The following is a 20122-nucleotide window of genomic DNA, read 5'->3' on the forward strand; positions in this document are numbered from 1 at the left end:
GCGACGCTTCGGCGTCGTGCCAGGAAGGACGCAATGTTTCAGAAGATCCTCGTCGCTAATCGTGGAGAAATCGCTATCCGGGCGTTTCGCGCCGCGGTTGAGCTGGGCGCCAAGACGGTCGCCGTGTTTCCCTACGAAGATCGCAACTCGTTTCACCGGCTGAAGGCCGACGAGGCGTATCAGATCGGTGAGGAAGGCCACCCGGTCCGCGCCTACCTCGACGTCGACGAGATCATTCGCGTCGCGAAGCTCTCGGGTGCCGACGCGATCTACCCGGGCTACGGGTTCCTCAGCGAGAACCCCGACCTGGCCGAGGCGGCGCGTGCCAACGGCATCGCGTTCATCGGTCCGCCGCGCGAAGTGCTTGAGATGGCCGGCAACAAGGTGTCGGCGAAAGAGAAGGCGATCGCGGCGGGCGTACCCGTTCTCCAGTCGAGCCCCGCGACGACCGATATCGAGGTGCTTCTTGCCGCCGCCGACGAGATCGGCTTCCCGATTTTCGCGAAGGCCGTCGCGGGCGGCGGCGGGCGTGGGATGCGCCGGGTCGAGACCCGAGACGAGCTGCGGCCCGCGCTCGAGGCCGCCATGCGCGAAGCCGACAGCGCGTTTGGCGACCCCACCATGTTCCTCGAACAGGCCGTCGTGCGCCCCCGACACATCGAGGTGCAGATCCTCGCCGACGCACACGGTGAGACCGTGCACCTGTTCGAACGCGACTGCTCGATTCAGCGCCGCCACCAGAAGGTGGTCGAGATTGCGCCCGCCCCGAACCTCGACGACAGCATCCGCGAGGCGATGTACCGCGACGCGGTCGCCTTCGCGAAGTCGATCGGCTACGTCAACGCCGGCACCGTCGAGTTCCTGCTCGACACGGCAGGCGAGCGAGCCGGGCAGCACGTCTTCATCGAGATGAACCCGCGCATCCAGGTCGAGCACACCGTGACCGAGGAGGTCACGGATGTCGACCTCGTGCGCGCGCAGATGCTGATCGCCGCGGGCGAGTCGCTCGAGAACCTGGGCCTGCGCCAAGACCAGATTCACCTGCGCGGTGCTGCCCTGCAGTGTCGCATCACCACGGAAGACCCGGCGAGCGGGTTCCGCCCCGACACCGGCAAGATCACCACCTACCGCTCGCCCGGAGGTGCGGGCGTGCGCCTCGACGGCGGCACCATCGCCGCCGGCGCGCAGGTGAGCCCGCACTTCGACTCGATGCTCGCCAAGATGACGTGCCGCGGTCGTGACTTCGCCACGGCTGTGAACCGCGCCAAGCGCGGACTCGCCGAGTTCCGTATCCGCGGCGTCACCACGAACATCCCGTTCTTGCAGGCCGTGCTCGACGACCCGGCGGTGATCGCCGGCGATCTGTCGACGTCGTTCATCGATGAGCGCCCCGAGCTGGTCACGATGAACCCGTCGAAGGACCGCGGCACGAAGATGCTGACGTGGCTCGCCGACGTCACCGTCAATCAGCCGAACGGCGCGGGGGAGGGCGTCATCGACCCGGCAGTGAAGCTGCCCGCCGTCGACCTCAGCCTGCCTGCGCCCGCGGGCTCGCGCGACCGCCTGCGCGAGCTCGGCCCGGCCGGCTTTGCCGCCGCGCTGCGGGCGCAGACCGCTCTCGCCGTCACCGACTCAACCTTCCGCGACGCCCACCAGTCGTTGCTCGCGACCCGCGTGCGCACCCGCGACCTGGTCGCCGTCATGCCCCACGTCGCCCGACTGACCCCCGAGCTCCTGAGCGTCGAGGCGTGGGGTGGCGCGACCTACGACGTGGCCTTGCGTTTCCTTGGCGAAGACCCGTGGCAGCGACTCGCCGCCATGCGCGAGGCACTGCCGAACGTCGCAATTCAGATGCTGCTGCGCGGCCGCAACACGGTGGGCTACACGCCGTACCCGACCGAGGTCACCGACGCGTTCGTGCGCGAGGCCGCGGCGACCGGCGTCGACATCTTCCGCATCTTCGACGCCCTCAACGACGTTGACCAGATGCGCCCGGCGATCGACGCGGTCCTCGAGACGGGCACCACGATCGCCGAGGTGGGCATGTGCTACTCCGGCGACCTGCTGAACCCCGCCGAGGACCTGTACACGCTCGACTACTACCTGCGCCTCGCCGAACGCATCGTTGAGGCCGGCGCCCACGTGCTTGCGATCAAAGACATGGCGGGCCTCCTGCGCGCCGGCGCCGCCGAGAAGCTCGTCGCCGCGTTGCGCGAACGCTTCGACGTGCCCCTGCACGTGCACACGCACGACACCGCGGGCGGCCAGCTGGCGACGCTTCTTGCAGCCTCGCGTGCCGGCGCGGACGCGGTCGACGCGGCGAGCGCGCCCATGGCGGGCACGACGTCTCAGCCCGCGCTGTCGGCCCTCGTCGCAGCCCTCGCGCACACGGAGCGCGACACCGGTCTCGATCTCGGCGCCGTCAGCGACCTCGAGCCCTACTGGGAGGCGGTGCGACGCGCATACAAGCCGTTCGAGTCGGGCCTGCCCGGGCCGACGGGACGCGTGTACCACCATGAGATCCCGGGTGGGCAGCTGTCGAACCTGCGCCAGCAGGCCATCGCTCTCGGCCTCGGCGACCGCTTCGAGCTCATCGAGGACTGGTATGCCGCGGCGAACCGCATCCTCGGCCGGCCGACGAAGGTGACTCCGTCGTCGAAGGTGGTCGGTGACCTCGCGCTGCAAATGGCCGCCGCGGGAGCCGACCCTGACGACTTCGAGCAGAACCCGCAGAACTACGACATCCCCGACTCGGTGATCGGCTTCATGGCTGGCGAGCTCGGCGATCTGCCGGGCGGATGGCCCGAGCCGTTCCGCACCAAGGTTCTCGAGGGGCGCACCGTGAAGCCCGGGCTCACCGAGCTCACCGACGACCAGCGCGCCGCGCTCGACGGATCGACCGACGAGCGTCGCCTCATGCTGAATCAGCTGCTGTTCGCCCAGCCCACGCAGCAGTTCCTCCAGGTGCGGGAGCAGTACGGCGACGTGTCCGTGCTGGCAACCCCCGACTATCTGTACGGCCTGAAGCCGGGCGAAGAGCACGTCATCGAGATGGAGCGCGGCGTCACCCTGTTCATGGGTCTCGAGGCGATCAGCGAGGCGGACGAAAAGGGCATGCGAACGGTTATGGCCACGCTCAACGGCCAGTTGCGTCCCGTGCTCATTCGCGACCGCTCGGTCGCCGTCGATTCCGCCTCGGCCGAGAAGGCGGACCCGGGGAAGCCCGGCCACGTCGCCGCGCCCTTCAGCGGCGTCGTCACGCTGCAGGTCGACGAGGGCGACGAGGTTGAGGCGGGCGCCACCATCGCGACGATTGAGGCGATGAAGATGGAGGCGGCCATCACGACCCCGATTGCGGGCACGATCGAGCGTCGAGCGATTCCCTCTACGCAGCAGGTGGAGGCCGGGGACCTGCTCGTCGTCGTCGCCGGGACGTAGACACCCGGGTCAGTGAGCGGGGCGAAGACCCCGCTACACTGGCGTGTCGAACTTCGGAAGGAGGCCGCATGGCCGAGAAACGCGACGCATCAGGCGACGTCTCGACCGACGTGGTCGGGGCAACCACACCCCGCACCGTCAATGACGGCGTCGAGCCCGGCGGCGGAAGCGAGTTTATTGCCGCTGTGCCCGAGTCTCTTACCATCGACGTCGCGCTGCCCGAACCGACACCTGACGAGGCTCCCGACCCGACCGCGGAGCTCGCTGCGCGCGGCGTTGACCCGCAGATCGTCGAGATGCTGCAGACGGGCGCTACGACCATCCAGCTCGGTGACCAGCAGCTCGCCAGCGCCCTGACCCAGCCCGACCTCAGCGACATCGACCCGGCTGATCTCCCCGCCGACCTGTCGCGCCGCGTCATGTACGGGGACCACCAGCCCGAACCAGCGGGAATGCTGACGGCCGACCGCCTGCTCGACCCGAAGCGTTCCCGCCCGAACGGCCCCGAAGGCGCTTGGCCGCGGTTCGTGTACCTGAGCACGTTCAAGCAGGTCAACATCGGCGACTCGCGTCGCGTTCGCGAGCGTAAAGAATTGGATGCGCGCATCGCGCAGCCGCTCGGTCTCAATGCCCGCTTCGTGCCCGTGCTGACCCGCAAGGGTGGCGTCGGCAAGACGACCGTGACCACTCTTCTCGGCATGGCGCTGGCTTCCGTGCGCGAAGACCGCGTCATCGCCATCGATGCCAACCCCGATCGCGGAACGCTCGCCGAGCGCGTTGCGAAGCAGACACGCTCCACGGTGCGTGACGTCGTCAACCGCGCCGCGTCCGTCGGTGCCTACAACGACTTCTCGACCTTTGTGTCGCGCGACGCGACGCGACTGGACGTGCTCGCCAGCGACACCGATCCGTTGCTGTCCGAAGCGTTCGACGCCGACGACTACAACGTCGTCGCCGACCTCGCCGCGCGCTACTACTCGATTGTCTTGACCGACTGCGGTACGGGAATTGTGCACTCGGTCATGCGTCCCACCCTCGAGCGCGCTGACTCCGTCGTCATCGTGTCGGGCGGCAGCGTCGACGAGGCGCGCCTTGCCAGCGAGACGCTGACCTGGCTGGAGGCCAACGGCTACGACGAGCTGGTGCGCAACGCGGTTGTCGCGATCAACACCGCCACCCAGGGCACCAACCTCGTGAAGCTCGAAGAGATCGAGGCGCACTTCGCCTCGCGCGTGCGCGAGATCGTGCGCATCCCCTACGACGAGGTGCTGGCTGCCGGCTCCGTCGTGAAGTGGAAAGACCTGAAGCCGTACACCCGCCACGCGGCCCGTGAGCTCGCCGCGCTGGTGGTCGAGGGCATTCCGCGCGACGGGTACTGATCGCGCACGATGACCGTCCGCCCCATTCGCCTCTTCGGCGACCCCGTGTTGCGCTCGCGCACCGATCGTGTCGTCCACTTCGATGCGTCGTTGCGCGCGCTCGTTGACGACCTGCTCGACACGGTGCAGGTTCCGGGGCGCGCGGGCGTCGCCGCGAACCAGATCGGCGTGGGGCTTGCCGTGTTCAGCTACAACATCGATGGTGACCTCGGCTACATCATCAACCCGCAGCTTGTCGAGGTGCGCGGCGACGCCGAGCCCGTCGATGAGGGGTGCCTCTCGGTTCCTGGGCTCGCCTACCCGCGCCGGCGTCACCCGTGGGCGCGCGTCGAGGGCGTCGACCTCGACGGCAACGCCGTCGCCGTCGAGGGGGAGGGGTTGCTTGCCCAGGCGCTGCAGCACGAGACGGATCACCTCGAGGGCCGGGTGTACGTCGAGGGCCTCGAGCCGGAACTGAAGCGCGAGGCGATGCGGGCGATCAGGACCGCCGACTGGTTCCAGCGGCCCTGACCACGCGCATCCCGTGCGGTGTCGCGCTACTGCGCGAGTGAGATTCCTTGCGTCTCGGGCGAGGCCGAGTACAGCCCGTCGATCACCGACGCGAAGTCTTTCGTGATGACGTGGCGCTTGATGCTCATCTTGGGCGTGAGGTGCCCCGAGGCCTCCGTGAACTCGGTCGCGAGAATCACAAACTTGCGGATGGACTCGGCGCGCGACACGCGGGCGTTCGCGACGTCGATCGCGCTCTGCACCTCGGCGAGCACCTTGGGGTGCTGAGCGGCGTCGGCGAGCGTCATCTGCGCGTCCTCGCCGTTGTTGTTGAGCCACACCGGCAGCATCTCGGGGTCGAGCGTGATGAGGGCCGAGATGAACGGCTTCTGGTCGCCCACCACGACGACCTGGCCGACGATCGGGTTCGCGCGGATCGGGTCTTCCAGAACGGCGGGGGCGACGTTCTTGCCGCCCGCGGTCACGATGATCTCCTTCTTGCGGCCCGTGATCGTGAGGTAGCCGTCGGCGTCGATCGTGCCGATGTCGCCGGTGCGGAACCAGCCGTCCTCCGTCATGACCTCGGCTGTCGCCTCAGGTTTCTTCCAGTAGCCGGCGAACACGTTGTTGCCGGAGATGAGGATCTCGCCGTCGTCGTCGAGGGCGATTCCGACGCCCGGAAGCGCCGGGCCGACCGTGCCGATCTTGAAGTTGTTGACAAGGTTCACCGAGGCGGGAGCCGTCGTTTCGGTGAGGCCGTAGCCCTCCAGGATGCGCACGTTCAGGGCGCGGAAGAAGTGCCCGAGACGCGTGCCGAGCGGCGCCGAGCCCGACACGGCGTACTGCACGCGGCCGCCCATCGCGTTCTTCAGCCTCGAGTACACGAGCTTGTCGAACAGCATGAATTGCAGCTTCAGGCCGAGCGGCACCGAGCCGGTGTCGAGAGCCTTCGAGTAGGCGACAGCGGTGTCGGCGGCCCTGCGGAAGATCTTTCCCTTACCGCCGGCCTCGGCCTTCTGCTCGGCCGAGTTGTAGACCTTCTCGAACACCCGCGGAACGGCGAGCAGGAAGGTCGGCTTGAACGAGCCGAGCGCGGGCAAGAGCTGCTTCGTGTCGGCCTGGTGACCGACCTTGATGCCGCCGTGCACGCAGATGATCGAGATGAAGCGCGCAAACACGTGCGCAGTCGTGATGAACAGCAGGGTCGATGCGCCGGGCGCGAAGACCTCCTTCATCGCGATGCGGGCGTTGCGCGACAGCTCGACGAAGTTCGAGTGCGTCAGCATGACGCCCTTCGGCACTCCCGTCGAGCCGGAGGTGTAGATGAGGGTCGCGAGGTCACTGCCGACTGCCGCCGTGCGTCGCGCCTCGACGGCCTCGTCGGTGACGTCCGTGCCGTCGGCGGCGAGCTTGTCGAGCGCGCCGAGGTGCATCTGCCACACGTGGCCGATGCTCGGCACGTCGCTGGCGATCTCGTCGAAGCGCGAGTAGTGCTCGGCGGTCTCGACGATCAGGTGGTGCGCCTCTGAGTCTTCGAGGATGTACTGGATCTGGCTCGGCGAACTCGTCTCGTAGATCGGGACGAGGACGGCGCCGGCGAACCACGCCGCGAAGTCGACCAGGGTCCACTCGTAGCGGGTCTTGCACATGAACCCGATCTTCTCGCCGGGCTCGACGCCCGCGGCGATGAAGCCCTTGGCCAGAGCGACCACCTGCGTGTGAAACTCGGCGGCCGTGACGTCACTCCAGCCGCCGTCGGCGGTCGGAAGGGCGAACAGCGCATCATCGGGCGCCTGGGCGACGCGGTCGACAAGCAGGTCAGTAGTGTTCGCGTCGGGGTCGGGGGTCACGACGGCCGGGACGACGAATTTTTTCACGGCAGCTCCTCTGGCACCGGGTCTGGTCTGGGGCGGTTCGACCAGCCTACCGGCGCGACCTCGCCACGCGCTGACTGCTCACCACCGATAGAGTTTCGAGCCGTGCATGCAATCGGAATCGACATTGGCGGGACGAAGATCGCCGGCGCCCTCGTGGCCGACGACGGCACGATTCTCGCCGAGGAACGCCGGCCCACGCCGGCCACCGACCCGTCGGCGATCGTCGAGATCGTGGCCAGCATGGTCGAGCGGTTGAGCGAGGGGCACACCGTGGTTGCGACCGGCGTCGCCGCCGCCGGCTTCATCGACGCCGCGCAGTCGACCGTCTACTACGCCCCCAACATCTCGTGGCGTAACGAGCCGTTCCGTGACCGCCTGCGTGCCCGCCTCGGCATGGACGTCACGATCGATAACGACGCGAACGCCGCCGGCTGGGCCGAGTTCCGCTACGGCGTCGCTCGTGACGCCCACGACATGACGATGCTGACGATTGGCACGGGCGTCGGCGGCGCGATCGTCACCGGCGACCGCCTGCTGCGCGGCGGCTTCGGAACGGCGGGCGAGCTGGGGCACCTGCGTATCGTGCCGGACGGGCTTCCCTGCGGCTGCGGCGCACGCGGCTGCATCGAGCAGTACGGCTCGGGCCGGGCACTCTTGCGAATGGCGAACGAGATCGCGGACGCCGGTGGCATCGGCCATGCACTCGCTGTCGCCCGCGAAGAGGAGGGAGGCACACTGTCGGGTGGGATGCTCGCCCAGTTCCTCGAGGACGGCGATCTGGGCGCTCACCACGCCCTCCGCCAGCTGGGGCTCTGGCTTGGTCAGGCGTGTGCCAGCCTCAGCGCGGTACTGGATCCCGAGATGTTCGTCTTCGGCGGCGGTGTCTCCGTCGCGGGCGACGCGCTGCTCGATCCGGTGCGGGAGGCCTACCTCGCTCACCTTCCCGCGCGTGGCTACCACCCCGAGCCCGAGTTCGTCGTCGCCGAGCTGGTCAACGACGCCGGCGTCGTCGGCGCGGCCGACCTTGCGCGCATTCACGCTGAGTCCATCGGCGCGGCGCCGCGGGGTTAGGCTGGGTGGCGGCCGAGCGAGGGGAGCAACGATGTTCTACTGGTTGATGAAGAACCTGGTCATCGGCCCCATCCTGCTCACGGTTTTTCGTCCGTGGGTGCGGGGCATCGACAACGTTCCCCGTTCTGGCCCGGTGATCCTCGCGAGCAACCACCTGTCCTTCGTCGATTCGATCTTTTTGCCACTCGTTCTGGACCGGCGCGTCGTGTTTCTCGCCAAGAGCGACTACTTCACCGGCAAGGGCATCAAGGGGTGGCTGACGCGCGTGTTCTTCCAGGCCTCCGGACAGCTCCCCATTGACCGCTCTGGCGGCAAGGCGTCGGAGGCCTCGCTCAACACCGGGCTTCGCGTGCTCGCGGAGGGCAAGGCGCTCGGCATCTATCCCGAGGGCACCCGCAGCCCCGACGCCATCCTGTATCGGGGCCGCACGGGCGTGGCCCGCATGATCCTCGAATCCGGTGCCCCGGTCATCCCGGTTGCGATGATCGATACCGAGAAGGTCATGCCGATCGGTACCCGCGTGCCGAAGGTGGTGCGCCCCGGCATCGTGTTCGGCGAGCCCCTCGACTTCAGCCGCTTCGCTGGCATGGAAAGTGACCGCTTCGTGTTGCGCTCGGTGACCGACGAGATCATGTACGAACTGGGTCGGCTGTCCGGCCAGGAATATCGGGACGTGTACGCCACCACCGTGCGCGACAAGCGTCCCGCCCACGTCCGCTGACCCGCGGCGGGCACACTCATTCCGCTGGGCTAGGCTCGAACAGCGCGCTCGCCCGCGCCATCCACCCCCTCTTTCTGCACTGGAGTACCGCCTGTGGTCGACCCGACCGAACCTGTGATCGCCGCTGACCCCGACATCGTTGCGGGGCTCGACCACTGGCGCACGCTGCCGATCAAACAGCAGCCCCAGTGGTCGGACGCCGCGGCGGCAGAGGCGGCCTCCGCTGAACTCGGCACCCTTCCGCCGCTGGTGTTCGCCGGCGAGGTCGACAACCTGCGCGACCGCCTGGCGCGCGCGGCGCGCGGCGAAGCCTTCCTCCTGCAGGGCGGCGACTGCGCCGAGACCTTTGCGGGTGCGACCGCCGACCAGATTCGCAACCGGGTGAAGACGATCCTGCAGATGGCGGTCGTGCTCACCTACGGTGCGTCGATGCCGGTCATCAAGATGGGCCGCATGGCCGGCCAGTTTGCGAAGCCCCGCTCGAGTGACTCTGAGACGCGCGGCGATGTCACGCTGCCCGCCTACCGTGGCGACATCGTCAACGGTTACGACTTCACCCCCGAGTCGCGTGCCGCCGACCCGCGCCGAATTGTGCAGGGCTACCACACGGCCGCGGCAACGCTGAACCTGATCCGTGCCTTCACGCAGGGTGGTTTCGCCGACCTGCGCATGGTGCACTCGTGGAACAAGGGCTTCGCCGCGAACCCGGCCAACCAGCGCTACGAGGGCCTCGCGAAGGAGATCGACCGCGCCATCAAGTTCATGGAGGCGGCGGGCGCCGACTTCGACGAGCTGAAGCGTGTCGAGTTCTACTCGAGCCACGAGGGCCTGCTCATGGACTACGAGCGCCCGATGACCCGCATCGACTCGCGCACGGGGCTGCCGTACAACACGAGCGCCCACTTCCTCTGGATCGGCGAGCGCACCCGCGAGCTCGACGGCGCGCACGTCGACTTCTTCAAGCGCATCCGCAATCCCATCGGCGTGAAGCTCGGGCCGTCGACGACGCCCGAGACGATGGAGCGCCTCATCGACGTGCTTGACCCCGATCGCGAACCGGGCCGCCTCACCTTCATCACGCGCATGGGTGCCGGCAAGATCCGGGATGCTCTGCCCCCGCTTCTCGAGGCCATTAAGGGCATGGACGCGAACCCGCTGTGGGTGACCGACCCCATGCACGGCAACGGCCTCACCACCCCGACCGGCTACAAGACGCGTCGCTTCAACGACGTCGTCGATGAGGTCAAGGGCTTCTTTGAGGCGCACCGCGCGGCGGGCACGCACCCCGGCGGTATCCACGTCGAGCTCACGGGCGACGATGTCACCGAGTGCCTCGGCGGCAGCGAGATGATCGACGAGGCGACGCTGGCGACGCGCTACGAATCGCTGTGCGACCCGCGCCTGAACCACATGCAGTCGCTCGAGCTGGCGTTCCTCGTCGCGGAGGAGCTCAGCGCGAGCTGACCCGTTCGCCCGCGCAGGAACTTCCGCTCGGGGCGTTTAGACGAACGCCTCGATGATGATCGTCGAGCCCCGCACGGCGCTGCCGTCCTGTGACGGGATGACGTTCTGCACGCTCGTGAAGTTCCAGAGGAAGCTCTCGGGCACGTTCGTGCGCACGTCGACGCCGAACTCGGCGGCGCGCAGCGCCTCGATCGCCTCGTTGATGCTGAGCCCGATCACGTCGGGAATCTCCACGAGGTCGGGGCCGCGCGAGACGACCAGCGGCAGCGTGTCGCCCGGCTGAATGACCTCCGGCAGATCGCCGTAGCCCAGCACAGAGCCCGCCGCGATGTCGTTGTCGAACGTTTCGGTCGCGACGGTGGAGCCGAGGCCTCGACGATCGAGCTCCGCCTGGGCGGCGTCGAGAGTGAGGCCACGAACTTCGGGAATCGAGCCGACCGAGACGAGCAGTGACACAGGCGTGCCGCGGAACGAGTCGGCGCCCGCCGCGAGGGGGGAACCTTCCGCATCGCGAACCTCCAGGACCGAGCCGTCGCCGATCTCACCGTCGAAGCGCTCGGCGCGCTCCTCGGCGACGACAAAGCCCGCGTCCTCGAGAATCGCCCGGGCGTCCGCTTCGGGCTGGCCACGCACGTCGGGAACGGTCGTCGGCTCGGCGCCTTCCGAGACCACGAGAGTGACCTCGGTTTCGCGCGGAACCGCCTCGCCGGCGGGGGGATCCGTGCGAATGACGAGCCCCGCATCCACGTCGAGGGAGAACTCGCGCACCGTCTCGCTCGCGACAAGGAGTCCCTCGTCGGCGAGGATCACCCGGGCGTCCGCCTCGGCGACGCTGCGCAGCTCAGGGATCGTCACCGAGCCGCCCGGTCCACTGGAGAACCACCAGCCGGCGACGGCCGCGAGCCCGGCGACGAGGAGAACGACGAGCATGATCGCGATGCCGCGGCGGCGACGCGCGGGGGCGGCAAGCGCGAGCCGTTGACTGGGCGTACCAGGATCGGCGGGCGGCGCGGCAGCCGCACCCGCGGGCGCGATGACCTGCGTCTCGGCCGTCATCGCCGCGGCCGAGGTGGACAGGGGAGGCAGCACCATCGTCTGCTGCGGGCCCGTGGCGACGATCGAGGTCGCGAGTGAGCGCGAGGTGTCGCGCAGCTGCTCGAGAAGCGCGCGCGCATCCGCCGGGCGATCCGCGGGATCGCGCGCGGTCGCCCACAGCACCAGCTCGTCGAGTTCGGCCGGGACGTCGGGATTGACGGTGCTGGGGGCCGGCACCGAGTCGTTCGCGTGTTGGTAGGCGATCTGCATCGGCTGCTCGCCCTTGAACGGCTGCTCACCGGTGAGCATCTCGAACATCATGATGCCGAGCGCGTAGATGTCGCTGCGGGTGTCGGCGACGCCGCGGGTGATGAGCTCGGGGGAGAGGTAGGCGATCGTGCCGAGCAGCGCCGCGCCCGTCGCGGTGTTGGCGCTGGCGGCGCGCGCGAGACCGAAGTCGCCGATCTTGATGCGGCCGTCGTCCGCCAACAGCACGTTCTCGGGCTTCAGATCGCGGTGCACGATGGCGGCCTTGTGCGCCGCCGAAAGTCCCGCGAGCACCGCCTCGCCGATGTCGAGCGTCTGCTCGGGGGTGAGCGCGCCGTACTCCTGCAGCAGCTCGCGCAGGGTGATGCCGGGCAGATACTCCATGACGAGATAGGCCGACTCGTGGTCCTGTCCCTGGTCGAAAACGTTGACGACGTTCGGATGCGCGAGGCGAGCGGCGCTGCGCGCCTCCTGGATGAAGCGCTCCTTGAATTGGCTGTCGTCAGCCAAGTGCCCGTGCATGATCTTGACCGCGACGAGGCGGTCGAGCCGCTGATCGGTGGCGAGGTACACGGTCGCCATGCCACCCCGAGCGATGCGGGAGCGCACGTGGTAGCGACCGTCGATAAGCCGGCCGATCAACGGGTCTCCGGGCGCGGCGCTCACGCCCTCGAGTGTAGGTGTCGCTCAGGTGCGAGCAGGCCGCGCCACACGGGTTAGCCGCGTTGTGCGAGCCACGCCCAGGCGCTCGTTTCCCACTTGGCGTAGGCGTCGGGGTAGGCCGAGATTTGCACCGCCTGCGCGGCGACCGTGAGCGACATTGACTGCCACCCGCGGATGTCGAGAAGACCCCTGGTGCGCCCGGCGTTCGGGTTATGCGGGCCGCCGTAGAACAGGCGCGCTGCGTAGGCGGGATCCTGCAGCTGTGCGGGAGTTCCCCAGCCGCTCGAGGGCCGCTGCTGGAACAGGCCCACGGAGTCGAGGTGGCCCCACGAGAGGTTGCGCAGCGACGACTCCTGCATCGCGGTCGCGAGTGCGATCACGATGCCGTAGTCGGGCACGCCCAGCTGCCGGCCCACCGAGATGATCGTCTGTGCGTGAGCGCGCTGGTCGGCGTTCAGGGCCGTCACGGTGCCGGGCGGGGGAGTCGTGGGCGGCGCGATGGGCGGCGCGGGCGCCGGAGCGGGGGGTGCGGGCGCCGGTGCGGGCGCCGCCTCGGCGGGCGGGGGCGCGGGGGCCGGCGCCGGTGCCGCGACGGCGGGCGCCGCCTGCTCCGCAGGACCGCCCGGAAGCGTCGGTCGCTCGCTGACCGGCAGCGACAGCACCTCGTCGGCCTCGACAGATTCGTGAGTGACCGTTTCCGCTGCCGTACCGGACTCGCTTGCGGCGGGGCTCACGCCGGGAATCCGCAGCTGCTGACCGGGGTAGATGATGCTTCGCCAGCCGAGTCCATTGGCATCGAGCACGGCCTGCGTTGTCACGCCGAAGCGGGCGGCGATGCCCGACACCGTGTCGCCCGCAGCGACCACGTAGAAGCCGTCCTGCGTCGCGGGCGTTGGCGTCGCGGCCACCTTCGTCGGGGCATCCGTGAGCTTCAGAACCTGGCCCGGGAAGATCAACGAGTTCCAGCTGAGACCGTTCATCGCGAGCACGGCGGGGGTCGAGAGGCCAAAGCGGCCCGCGATGTCGGAGACGGTGTCGCCCGCCTGAACGACGTAGCTCGCCGGCGCGGCGGCAGCCTGAATGGTCCGAACCCCGAGAGCACCCGGCGTCATAGCCGCGCCGACCTGGCCGAGGGCCGCCCGCAGACTCGGCGCCGCCGGGTTCTGTTGGGGTTTCGGAGCGAGCGGCTTACGAGTGGCCTGGGCGGCGTCGACGGGTCCGGTGAGGCCGAGCCCGAGCACGATCGCGCCTGTCAGGACGACGGGCATGGTGCCGTACGTGAGCGCACGGCCGGTGCTGCGCGGGGTAGTCGACGCGCGACGGAATGCCGCGGCGGGTTCTGTCGAGACTGCGCCCGGGGCGCGCGGCGCGAGGCCGGCGAAGACCTCGCGAGCGCGGCCAGCAGCATCCGGGTCGTGCTCGGTGTCGGTGTCGTGACGGACGGTCATGGTGACAGGTACCCCCTGGCCGTGAGTGGCGCCGCGTGGGAACGCGGACGAGCGGAAATCCCCCTCCCGCTTGTTACACAGTACAACTGCTGTCAACTGTTGGGGAAGATGGGACTATCTGTAACACGCCCGTAACATTCACGACGCGTCGCGCATCGACGGTGAGCGTGGCAGTCTGAAGGGGTGAGCGTCGAATCGTCCCGCTGGCTAACCGTTCCCGATCTGGTCGACATCCTGGGCCTCAGCCCCGGCAAGATTCACCGACTCCTCGAGGAGCGGCACCTGCTCGCCGTCCGACGAGACGGCGTCGTCGTCGTGCCGGAAGAGTTCCTCCTCGATGGTGAGCCCGTTCACGGCCTGCCGGGCACGTTGACGCTCTTGGCCGACGCCGGATTCAGCGACGACGAGGCCATGGAATGGATGCTCGCCCCGCACGATCAGCTCGACGGCTCGCCGACCGGAGCCCTCCGCGCGGGCCGCAAGGCTGAAGTGCGGCGCATCGCGCAGGCCGAAGCGTTCTAGCGGCGTTCTCTAGCTCTGCCGGCGGGTGACCGTGTCGGCGAGCCCGATGAGTTCGCGCGTCGCTGCGCGGCTGATGGGCGCGTCCTCAAGCGCCGCGACCGCCTCCGCGACCGAGCGGGCGATGATCGACTCGACGGTCTCGACGGCTCCACTATCCCGAATCGTCGCCTGCAGGGTGGCCACCTGGTGGGGGGTCAGCTCGGGGTCGCCGAGAAGCTCGTCGATGAGGGCACGCGGGCCGACCGGCAGGCCCGCCCGCGCAAGCGCGATGATCACGGTGCGCTTGCCCTCGCGCAGGTCGTCGCCCGCGGGCTTGCCGGTGACCTCCGGGTCACCGAAGACGCCCAGCAGGTCGTCACGCAACTGGAAGGCCACGCCGAGCGGGAGGCCGAAGGCGCGCAGGGCCGACACCTGCTCCTCGGTGCCCCCGGCCATAAGCGCGCCGAGCGCGAGAGGCGCCTCGATGGAGTACTTCGCCGACTTGTACGTCACGACGCGGTGGGCGCGGGGGAGCTGTTCGCGCTCGTCGGCCTCGCGCCAGGCGACCTCCTCGTAGATGTCGAGGTACTGCCCGAGCATGACTTCGGTGCGCATGGTGCGGAACTCGTCGCGCGCCGCGCGTGCGGCTCGGCGGTCGCCCAGCTGTGCGAGGCCATCGTCGAGCAATTCGTCGCTCCAGCCGAGCAGAAGGTCGCCGAGCAAGAGCGCGCCCGACATGCCATACACGCTCGCGCTTCCCGCCCATTCGCGTTCGCGGTGCATGGACTCGAATCGGCGGTGCGCGGCCGGCTTGCCGCGGCGGGTGTCGGAGTTGTCCATGATGTCGTCGTGCACGAGCGCCGCGCCCTGGAAGATCTCGAGGGCTGCCGCGACGTCGATGATCGCGTCGATGTCGGGATGCTCGTCCAGCGTCGCGAGAAGGTCGTCCGGCTTCGAGGCTCCCGCCACCGCCTGCCAGCCCCAGTAGGCGAACAACGCGCGGAACCGCTTCCCGCCGGCCAGGAGATCGCGGCCGGCGTCGACGAAGACTCCAAGTTCGTCGGCGACCGAGTCGAGGTGCGCCTGGCGGTCGTCGAGGAACCGGCCGAGTCGAGCGTGGACCAGGTCAACTAGGCGCAATCTCTCAGCCACCCGCCTAGCCTATCCAGGTGGCCGGTCCTAGAATGAGTGCACCGCGAGAACCCTCGCGCCCCGCATCACCAAGCCAAGGGGTCACCATGCCGCTGTCAGAGCAGGAGCAGCGCCTTCTCGAAGAGATGGAGCGCAACCTCTACCGCAACGACGCCGATTTCGTGTCGGCGGTCTCCGGTCGCCGAGGCAAGCCCAACTACACGCTCGTCACCGTGGGTGCTCTGCTTGCCGTCGTCGGCATCGGCGTGCTCATTACGGGCGTCGTGACCAGCATCCCGTTGGTGGGTGTGCTCGGCTTCGCGGTCATGTTCGGCGGAGTGCTGCTCGCGCTCACGCCCGCCAAGGGGTCGGCGTCGTCCGCCGCACCCGAGGCACCCGCCGCTGCTCGCACGAACCGGTCCTCCTGGACCGACCGCATGAACGAGCGCTGGGAGCGCCGCCAGGAGGGCGAGCGCTAGCCGCTCCACTTCCCTCCCCAGTTTCTTCGCACCGGGGTCGACCGCATGGTCGGCCCCGGTTTTTTGCGCGCCCGCGCGCCCGCAGGGCCCACGGAGCAGCCAACGGCCCGCGGGCAGCTCACCCCCAGTCCGGGGGTCACAGGGGGTTCTGGGGGAATAAAGTGGAGCGAAACCCTTCCAAGTGGAGGTAAGTGGAGTAATGTGGAGGAAATTCCCGATCTCGGGCCGGAGAGGAAAGGGGGCGACGCATGTTCCTTGGCACGCACACCCCCAAACTCGACGACAAGGGCCGGCTGATCCTCCCGGCGAAGTTCCGCGGCTCCCTCGCCGACGGACTCGTTCTCGCCCGCGGCCAGGAGCGCTGCATCTACGTGTTCACCCCCGAGGTGTTCCAGCAGAAGGTGCAGCTCATCACCACGGCGCCGCTCACGAGCAAGGTCGCCCGCGATTACGTCCGCATGTTCCTGTCGGGGGCCAGCGCCGAAGAGCCCGACAAGCAGTTCCGCGTGACGATTCCGCCGGCACTGCGCCAGTACGCGGAACTCGACCGCGACCTCACCGTGATCGGCGCTGGTGACCGAGCCGAAATCTGGTCGACCCCTGCCTGGGAGGCGTACTACGCCGCCCAGGAGGAGACGTTCTCGTCGATGGAGGAGGAGGTGATCCCCGGCCTCTTCTGATCGCGTGGCTCCGACTCCCAGCCGTGACCCGCCCTGGCGCACCTTCCCCGGTGCCAGGTCGCACGGATGGGGATCAGGGCCCCGCGCTCGGCCGATTCTGCTTATGACTGCCGACCGCCACATCCCCGTCCTGCTCGAGCGCTGCCTCGACCTGCTTGCCCCCGCCATCGAGTCGCCGGGCGCCGTCCTCATCGACGCCACCCTCGGTCTCGGCGGCCACACCGAGGCGGCGCTGACGCGGTTTCCCGAACTGACGGTCGTCGGCCTCGACCGAGACTCCGACGCGCTCCGGCTCGCGAGCGAGCGTCTCGCCCCCTTCGGCGACCGATTCCGTCCCGTCCACACGGTCTACGACCGGGTCCGTGAGGCGCTCGACGAGCTCGAGATCGACCGCGTGCAGGGGGTCCTGTTCGACCTCGGCGTCTCGTCCATGCAGTTGGACGAGGCCGAGCGCGGCTTTGCGTACGCCCAGGATGCTCCGCTCGACATGCGCATGGACCGCACGACGGGCGTCACCGCCGCCGACGTCCTCGCGAGCTACGCGGAGGCCGACCTCCGACGCATCTTCCACCGCTACGGCGAGGAGCAGCTCGCGGCCCGCTATGCGCGCCGCATCGTTGAGCGCCGCACGGAGGCGCCCATTGAGCGCAGCGAGCAGCTGAACCGCATCATCGCCGACGCGACCCCCCAGGCGGCCCGCCGCCCGGGACACCCCGCAAAGCGCGTCTACCAGGCGTTGCGCATCGAGGTCAACGCTGAGCTCGCCGCCCTCGAGGCCGCCCTGCCTGCCGCGATCGACGCGCTCGCCGTCGGCGGACGCATCGTCGTGCTCGCCTACCAGTCGCTGGAAGACCGCATCGTGAAGCGCGAGCTCGCGGCGCGCAGCCGCTCGACGGCGCCGGCCGGTCTCCCCGTCGAACTGCCCGAACACGCTCCCGAGTTGCGCCTGCTCGTACGCGGCGCCGAACAGGCCGATGACGCTGAGCGTGCCCGCAACCCGCGGGCGATCCCCGTGCGCCTGCGCGCGGCCGAACGACTGCGAGACGTCGCGTGAGCGCGCTCGCGCAGCCGCTCGGCGCTCCCGCCGCGCCGGCCAAAGCTCCCGAACCGCGCCGTCGTCTTCGCCCTGTCGAGGTCACCCCGAGCCGCGAGCAGCGCCAGCAGCGACCCCGCGCTCTCGCCGCCACGATCGCCGTGAGCGGTGTCTTCGCGATCCTGCTCGCGCAACTGATGCTGAGCATCCAGCTCTCCGAAGGCGCCTACCGCATCACGGCGGCCGAAGGGCAGCTTGTCGAACTCAGTCGCAGCTCGCAGGTGCTCTCCGAGAATCTTGCGCGCCTCGAATCACCGCAGAACCTCGCCGCTCAAGCCGAGTCGCTCGGCATGGTCGTCAACTCATCCTCCGCCTACCTTCGGTTGGCGGATGCGGCCGTACTGGGTACCCCAGTCGCCGCAAGCGCCCAGTCGGGAGTCCTCGACGGGCGCGCCAGCACGGTCGGCAATGTGCTGCTCGTCGACGTGCCGCTCGTGGTCCCGGCGGCGGCGGGGGAGGCGTTGGGCGTGGCTCCGACGCCGTCGTCGCCGGGACCACTAGCCTCCGCCGAGGAGCCCGCCGGGCCCGAACCCCTTCCCGCCCCGATCACCCAGTGACCCCGTCGTTCATTCGCCACTGACCCCACGCTCGGAAGGAGCCCCGTGACCTCGGATCGCCGCACACGTCGCCGGGTCGCCGCGACCGTGCTCGTCATGGTGATCATCGTCTCGGCGTTCGTCGTTCGCCTCGTCGACATCCAGGTCGTGCGTGCTGCCGACCTGGCAACGGAGGCCGAGGCGCGCCGGTCGATTCCTCAGACCCTGCAGGGCCTTCGCGGCGACATCGTCGACCGCAACGGCGTGGCCCTTGCCGACTCGGTGTACCGCTACGACATCACGGTCTCGCCCCGATTCGTCGGCGACTACACCCTGGTCAATAGCGAGACGGGGGAGCGTGAGAAGCACAGCGTGTGGGATGCGCTGACCTCCATCGCCGAGCTGACCGATACCGACCCGCTCGATCTGCTCGAGCGCATCGAGACGGCGCTTGAGGCGAATCCCAACAGCGACCACGCCTACCTGGTTCGCCGCGTGCCGACCGACGTCTTCCAGCAGGTGCGCGACCTGCGCGTGCCGTGGGTCTACTCCGAGCGCATCGCCTCGCGCACGTACCCGAACGGGCAGGTGGCGGGTAACCTCGTCGGCTTCCTCGGCACCGACGGCCCGCAGACGGGGCTCGAGCTGCGCCTCGACGAGTGCCTGTCGGCAGTCGATGGCTCGTCGACCTTCGAACGCGGCGCCGACGGCGTGCGCCTGCCCGGCAGCACCGTCGTGCACCAGGAGCCGATCGACGGCGGAACCCTGCACACCACGATCGACTCCGACCTGCAGTGGTTCTCCCAGCAGAAGCTGGAGGAACAGGCACGCGCCGTCGGTGCCGACTGGGCCACCGCCATGGTCGTCAGTGTCCGCGACGGGCACATCATCGCCGCCGCGGACTGGCCGACGGTCGACCCTAACGACGTCAACTCCACCCACCCCGACAATCTGGGTTCGCGCATCTTCTCGTGGCCATACGAGCCCGGTTCGACCATGAAGTCGATCTCGATCGCCGCCATGTTGGATTCGGGCGTGACCACGCCGGGCGAGCGCATCGGAGTGCCCGCGCGCTACGACACGATCAACGGCTGGCAGATTCGGGATGCGTGGGCTCACGACGGCCTGAATCTCACCACTGCGGGCATCTTGATGAACTCGTCAAACGTCGGCACGTCTCTGCTCGGTGAGCGACTGACCTTTGCGCAGCGCGAGCAGTACTTCCGCAGCTTCGGTTTCGGCGCTCCGACCGCGGTCTCCTTCCTCGGCGAAGAGTCGGGCATCGTGCGCCCGGCTGACTCGATCGACGGACACGGCGCTTATATGCAGCTGTTCGGCCAGTCCATCTCGGTGACGAGCGCGCAGATGGCGCAGGCCTATCAGGCCATCGCGAACGGCGGCGTCCTGCAGCCGCTCACCCTGGTTACCGGATGCCAGCGCGAGGACGAGGTGACGCACCTGCCCGAGACGGAGGGCACGCGGGTGATCTCGCAGCAGGCGGCGAACCAGACGGTGCAGATCCTCGAGTCGGTCGTCACCGAGGGGTTCGTCGGCCCGCAGCTCACCGTTCCCGGGTACCGGGTTGCCGCTAAAACCGGCACTGCCGAGGTGCCCGTCAACGGCGTCTACACGAGCGAGCGCATCGTGTCGGTCGCCGGTCTCGCACCGGCCGAGAACCCCGAATTCGTCGTCATCGTCACGCTCGGCAAGCCCGATACGATGAAGGTCGCCGCGGCCGCGGCGCCCCCGTTCCAGCAGATCATGACGCAGGTGCTCAAGACCTTCCGGGTGGCGCCGAGCACGCAGCCCCCGCCCCGCCTACCCACCACCTGGTAGGCACAGAAGTCGAA

At 69.0% G+C, this 20122-nt stretch carries 16 protein-coding genes; 12 read left to right on the plus strand and 4 right to left on the minus strand.

Annotated elements, in window-relative coordinates:
* Positions 1-33: 33 nt before the first annotated feature.
* From CPY97_RS06250 to CPY97_RS06260, 3 genes are all read left to right on the plus strand, one after another.
* Positions 34-3438 carry a pyruvate carboxylase gene (locus CPY97_RS06250; protein WP_096421253.1) on the plus strand — a complete coding sequence of 1135 codons (3405 nt, stop codon included), beginning with the start codon at positions 34-36 and terminating at the stop codon, positions 3436-3438.
* A 68-nt stretch (positions 3439-3506) separates the two neighbouring features.
* Complete coding sequence (locus tag CPY97_RS06255) at positions 3507-4817, plus strand: MinD/ParA family ATP-binding protein (RefSeq protein WP_096421254.1); 1311 nt, start codon at positions 3507-3509, stop codon at positions 4815-4817.
* Positions 4818-4826: 9 nt separating this feature from the next.
* The gene (locus CPY97_RS06260) at positions 4827-5327 is read left to right on the plus strand and encodes a peptide deformylase (protein ID WP_096421255.1); all 501 of its coding nucleotides are present in this window, start codon (positions 4827-4829) and stop codon (positions 5325-5327) included.
* A gap of 26 nt (positions 5328-5353) precedes the next feature.
* On the opposite strand, the gene CPY97_RS06265 is transcribed toward CPY97_RS06260, so the two are convergent.
* Positions 5354-7183, minus strand: a complete 1830-nt coding sequence (locus tag CPY97_RS06265) for an AMP-dependent synthetase/ligase (protein ID WP_096421256.1) — start codon at positions 7181-7183, stop codon at positions 5354-5356.
* 102 nt (positions 7184-7285) lie between these two features.
* Here CPY97_RS06265 and CPY97_RS06270 point away from each other — a divergent pair, with 102 nt between their 5' ends.
* The 3 genes from CPY97_RS06270 to CPY97_RS06280 all read left to right on the plus strand — a co-directional run bounded on the left by CPY97_RS06270 (position 7286) and on the right by CPY97_RS06280 (position 10439).
* Entirely contained in the window at positions 7286-8254 is a 969-nt protein-coding gene (locus tag CPY97_RS06270) for an ROK family glucokinase (RefSeq protein ID WP_096421257.1), read from the plus strand.
* Between the two features lie 31 nt (positions 8255-8285).
* Positions 8286-8975, plus strand: coding sequence for a lysophospholipid acyltransferase family protein (locus CPY97_RS06275; RefSeq protein WP_096421258.1), 690 nt, complete (start codon positions 8286-8288; stop codon positions 8973-8975).
* Between the two features lie 93 nt (positions 8976-9068).
* Positions 9069-10439: a class II 3-deoxy-7-phosphoheptulonate synthase gene (locus CPY97_RS06280; protein WP_231924068.1), complete on the plus strand. Its 1371-nt coding sequence runs from the start codon at positions 9069-9071 to the stop codon at positions 10437-10439.
* Positions 10440-10475: 36 nt separating this feature from the next.
* Here CPY97_RS06280 and pknB read toward each other — a convergent pair whose 3' ends face one another.
* Together pknB and CPY97_RS06290 are read right to left on the minus strand one after the other, a co-directional pair.
* Entirely contained in the window at positions 10476-12407 is a 1932-nt protein-coding gene (gene pknB / locus CPY97_RS06285; protein WP_096421259.1) for a Stk1 family PASTA domain-containing Ser/Thr kinase, read from the minus strand.
* A 50-nt stretch (positions 12408-12457) separates the two neighbouring features.
* Positions 12458-13852 (minus strand): LysM peptidoglycan-binding domain-containing protein, encoded by a 1395-nt coding sequence (locus CPY97_RS06290; RefSeq protein ID WP_231924069.1) that lies wholly within the window; start codon positions 13850-13852, stop codon positions 12458-12460.
* Between the two features lie 183 nt (positions 13853-14035).
* On the opposite strand from CPY97_RS06290, the gene CPY97_RS06295 reads away from it, so the two are divergent.
* Entirely contained in the window at positions 14036-14374 is a 339-nt protein-coding gene (locus tag CPY97_RS06295; RefSeq protein ID WP_096421260.1) for an Rv2175c family DNA-binding protein, read from the plus strand.
* A 9-nt stretch (positions 14375-14383) separates the two neighbouring features.
* On the opposite strand, the gene CPY97_RS06300 is transcribed toward CPY97_RS06295, so the two are convergent.
* Positions 14384-15505, minus strand: coding sequence for a polyprenyl synthetase family protein (locus CPY97_RS06300; RefSeq protein WP_096421261.1), 1122 nt, complete (start codon positions 15503-15505; stop codon positions 14384-14386).
* A gap of 86 nt (positions 15506-15591) precedes the next feature.
* On the opposite strand from CPY97_RS06300, the gene CPY97_RS06305 reads away from it, so the two are divergent.
* The 5 genes from CPY97_RS06305 to CPY97_RS06325 all read left to right on the plus strand — a co-directional run bounded on the left by CPY97_RS06305 (position 15592) and on the right by CPY97_RS06325 (position 20108).
* On the plus strand, positions 15592-15963 hold the full coding sequence (locus CPY97_RS06305; RefSeq protein ID WP_096421262.1) for a DUF3040 domain-containing protein: 372 nt from the start codon (positions 15592-15594) through the stop codon (positions 15961-15963).
* Between the two features lie 248 nt (positions 15964-16211).
* The gene (gene mraZ / locus CPY97_RS06310; protein ID WP_096421263.1) at positions 16212-16643 is read left to right on the plus strand and encodes a division/cell wall cluster transcriptional repressor MraZ; all 432 of its coding nucleotides are present in this window, start codon (positions 16212-16214) and stop codon (positions 16641-16643) included.
* A 103-nt stretch (positions 16644-16746) separates the two neighbouring features.
* A complete protein-coding gene (gene rsmH, locus CPY97_RS06315) occupies positions 16747-17697 on the plus strand; it encodes a 16S rRNA (cytosine(1402)-N(4))-methyltransferase RsmH (protein ID WP_096421264.1) in 951 nt (316 codons plus the stop codon).
* Positions 17694-18293 (plus strand): hypothetical protein, encoded by a 600-nt coding sequence (locus CPY97_RS06320; protein ID WP_096421265.1) that lies wholly within the window; start codon positions 17694-17696, stop codon positions 18291-18293. The genes rsmH and CPY97_RS06320 overlap by 4 nt, the downstream gene beginning before the upstream one ends.
* A gap of 45 nt (positions 18294-18338) precedes the next feature.
* A complete protein-coding gene (locus tag CPY97_RS06325) occupies positions 18339-20108 on the plus strand; it encodes a peptidoglycan D,D-transpeptidase FtsI family protein (protein ID WP_096421266.1) in 1770 nt (589 codons plus the stop codon).
* Positions 20109-20122 lie beyond the last annotated feature (14 nt).

The sequence above is a fragment of the Microcella alkaliphila genome (assembly GCF_002355395.1).
In the GTDB taxonomy this organism is placed as follows: Bacteria; Actinomycetota; Actinomycetes; order Actinomycetales; family Microbacteriaceae; genus Microcella; species Microcella alkaliphila_A.

Bases quoted from the DNA above. Each gene is read 5' to 3' on its own strand.
- CPY97_RS06250 (WP_096421253.1), top strand. From the start codon at position 34: ATGTTTCAGAAGATCCTCGTCGCTAATCGTGGAGAAATCGCTATCCGG.
- CPY97_RS06290 (WP_231924069.1), bottom strand. From the start codon at position 13,852: ATGACCGTCCGTCACGACACCGACACCGAGCACGACCCGGATGCTGCT.
- CPY97_RS06305 (WP_096421262.1), top strand. From the start codon at position 15,592: ATGCCGCTGTCAGAGCAGGAGCAGCGCCTTCTCGAAGAGATGGAGCGC.
- mraZ (WP_096421263.1), top strand. From the start codon at position 16,212: ATGTTCCTTGGCACGCACACCCCCAAACTCGACGACAAGGGCCGGCTG.
- CPY97_RS06255 (WP_096421254.1), top strand. From the start codon at position 3,507: ATGGCCGAGAAACGCGACGCATCAGGCGACGTCTCGACCGACGTGGTC.
- CPY97_RS06275 (WP_096421258.1), top strand. From the start codon at position 8,286: ATGTTCTACTGGTTGATGAAGAACCTGGTCATCGGCCCCATCCTGCTC.
- CPY97_RS06260 (WP_096421255.1), top strand. From the start codon at position 4,827: ATGACCGTCCGCCCCATTCGCCTCTTCGGCGACCCCGTGTTGCGCTCG.
- rsmH (WP_096421264.1), top strand. From the start codon at position 16,747: ATGACTGCCGACCGCCACATCCCCGTCCTGCTCGAGCGCTGCCTCGAC.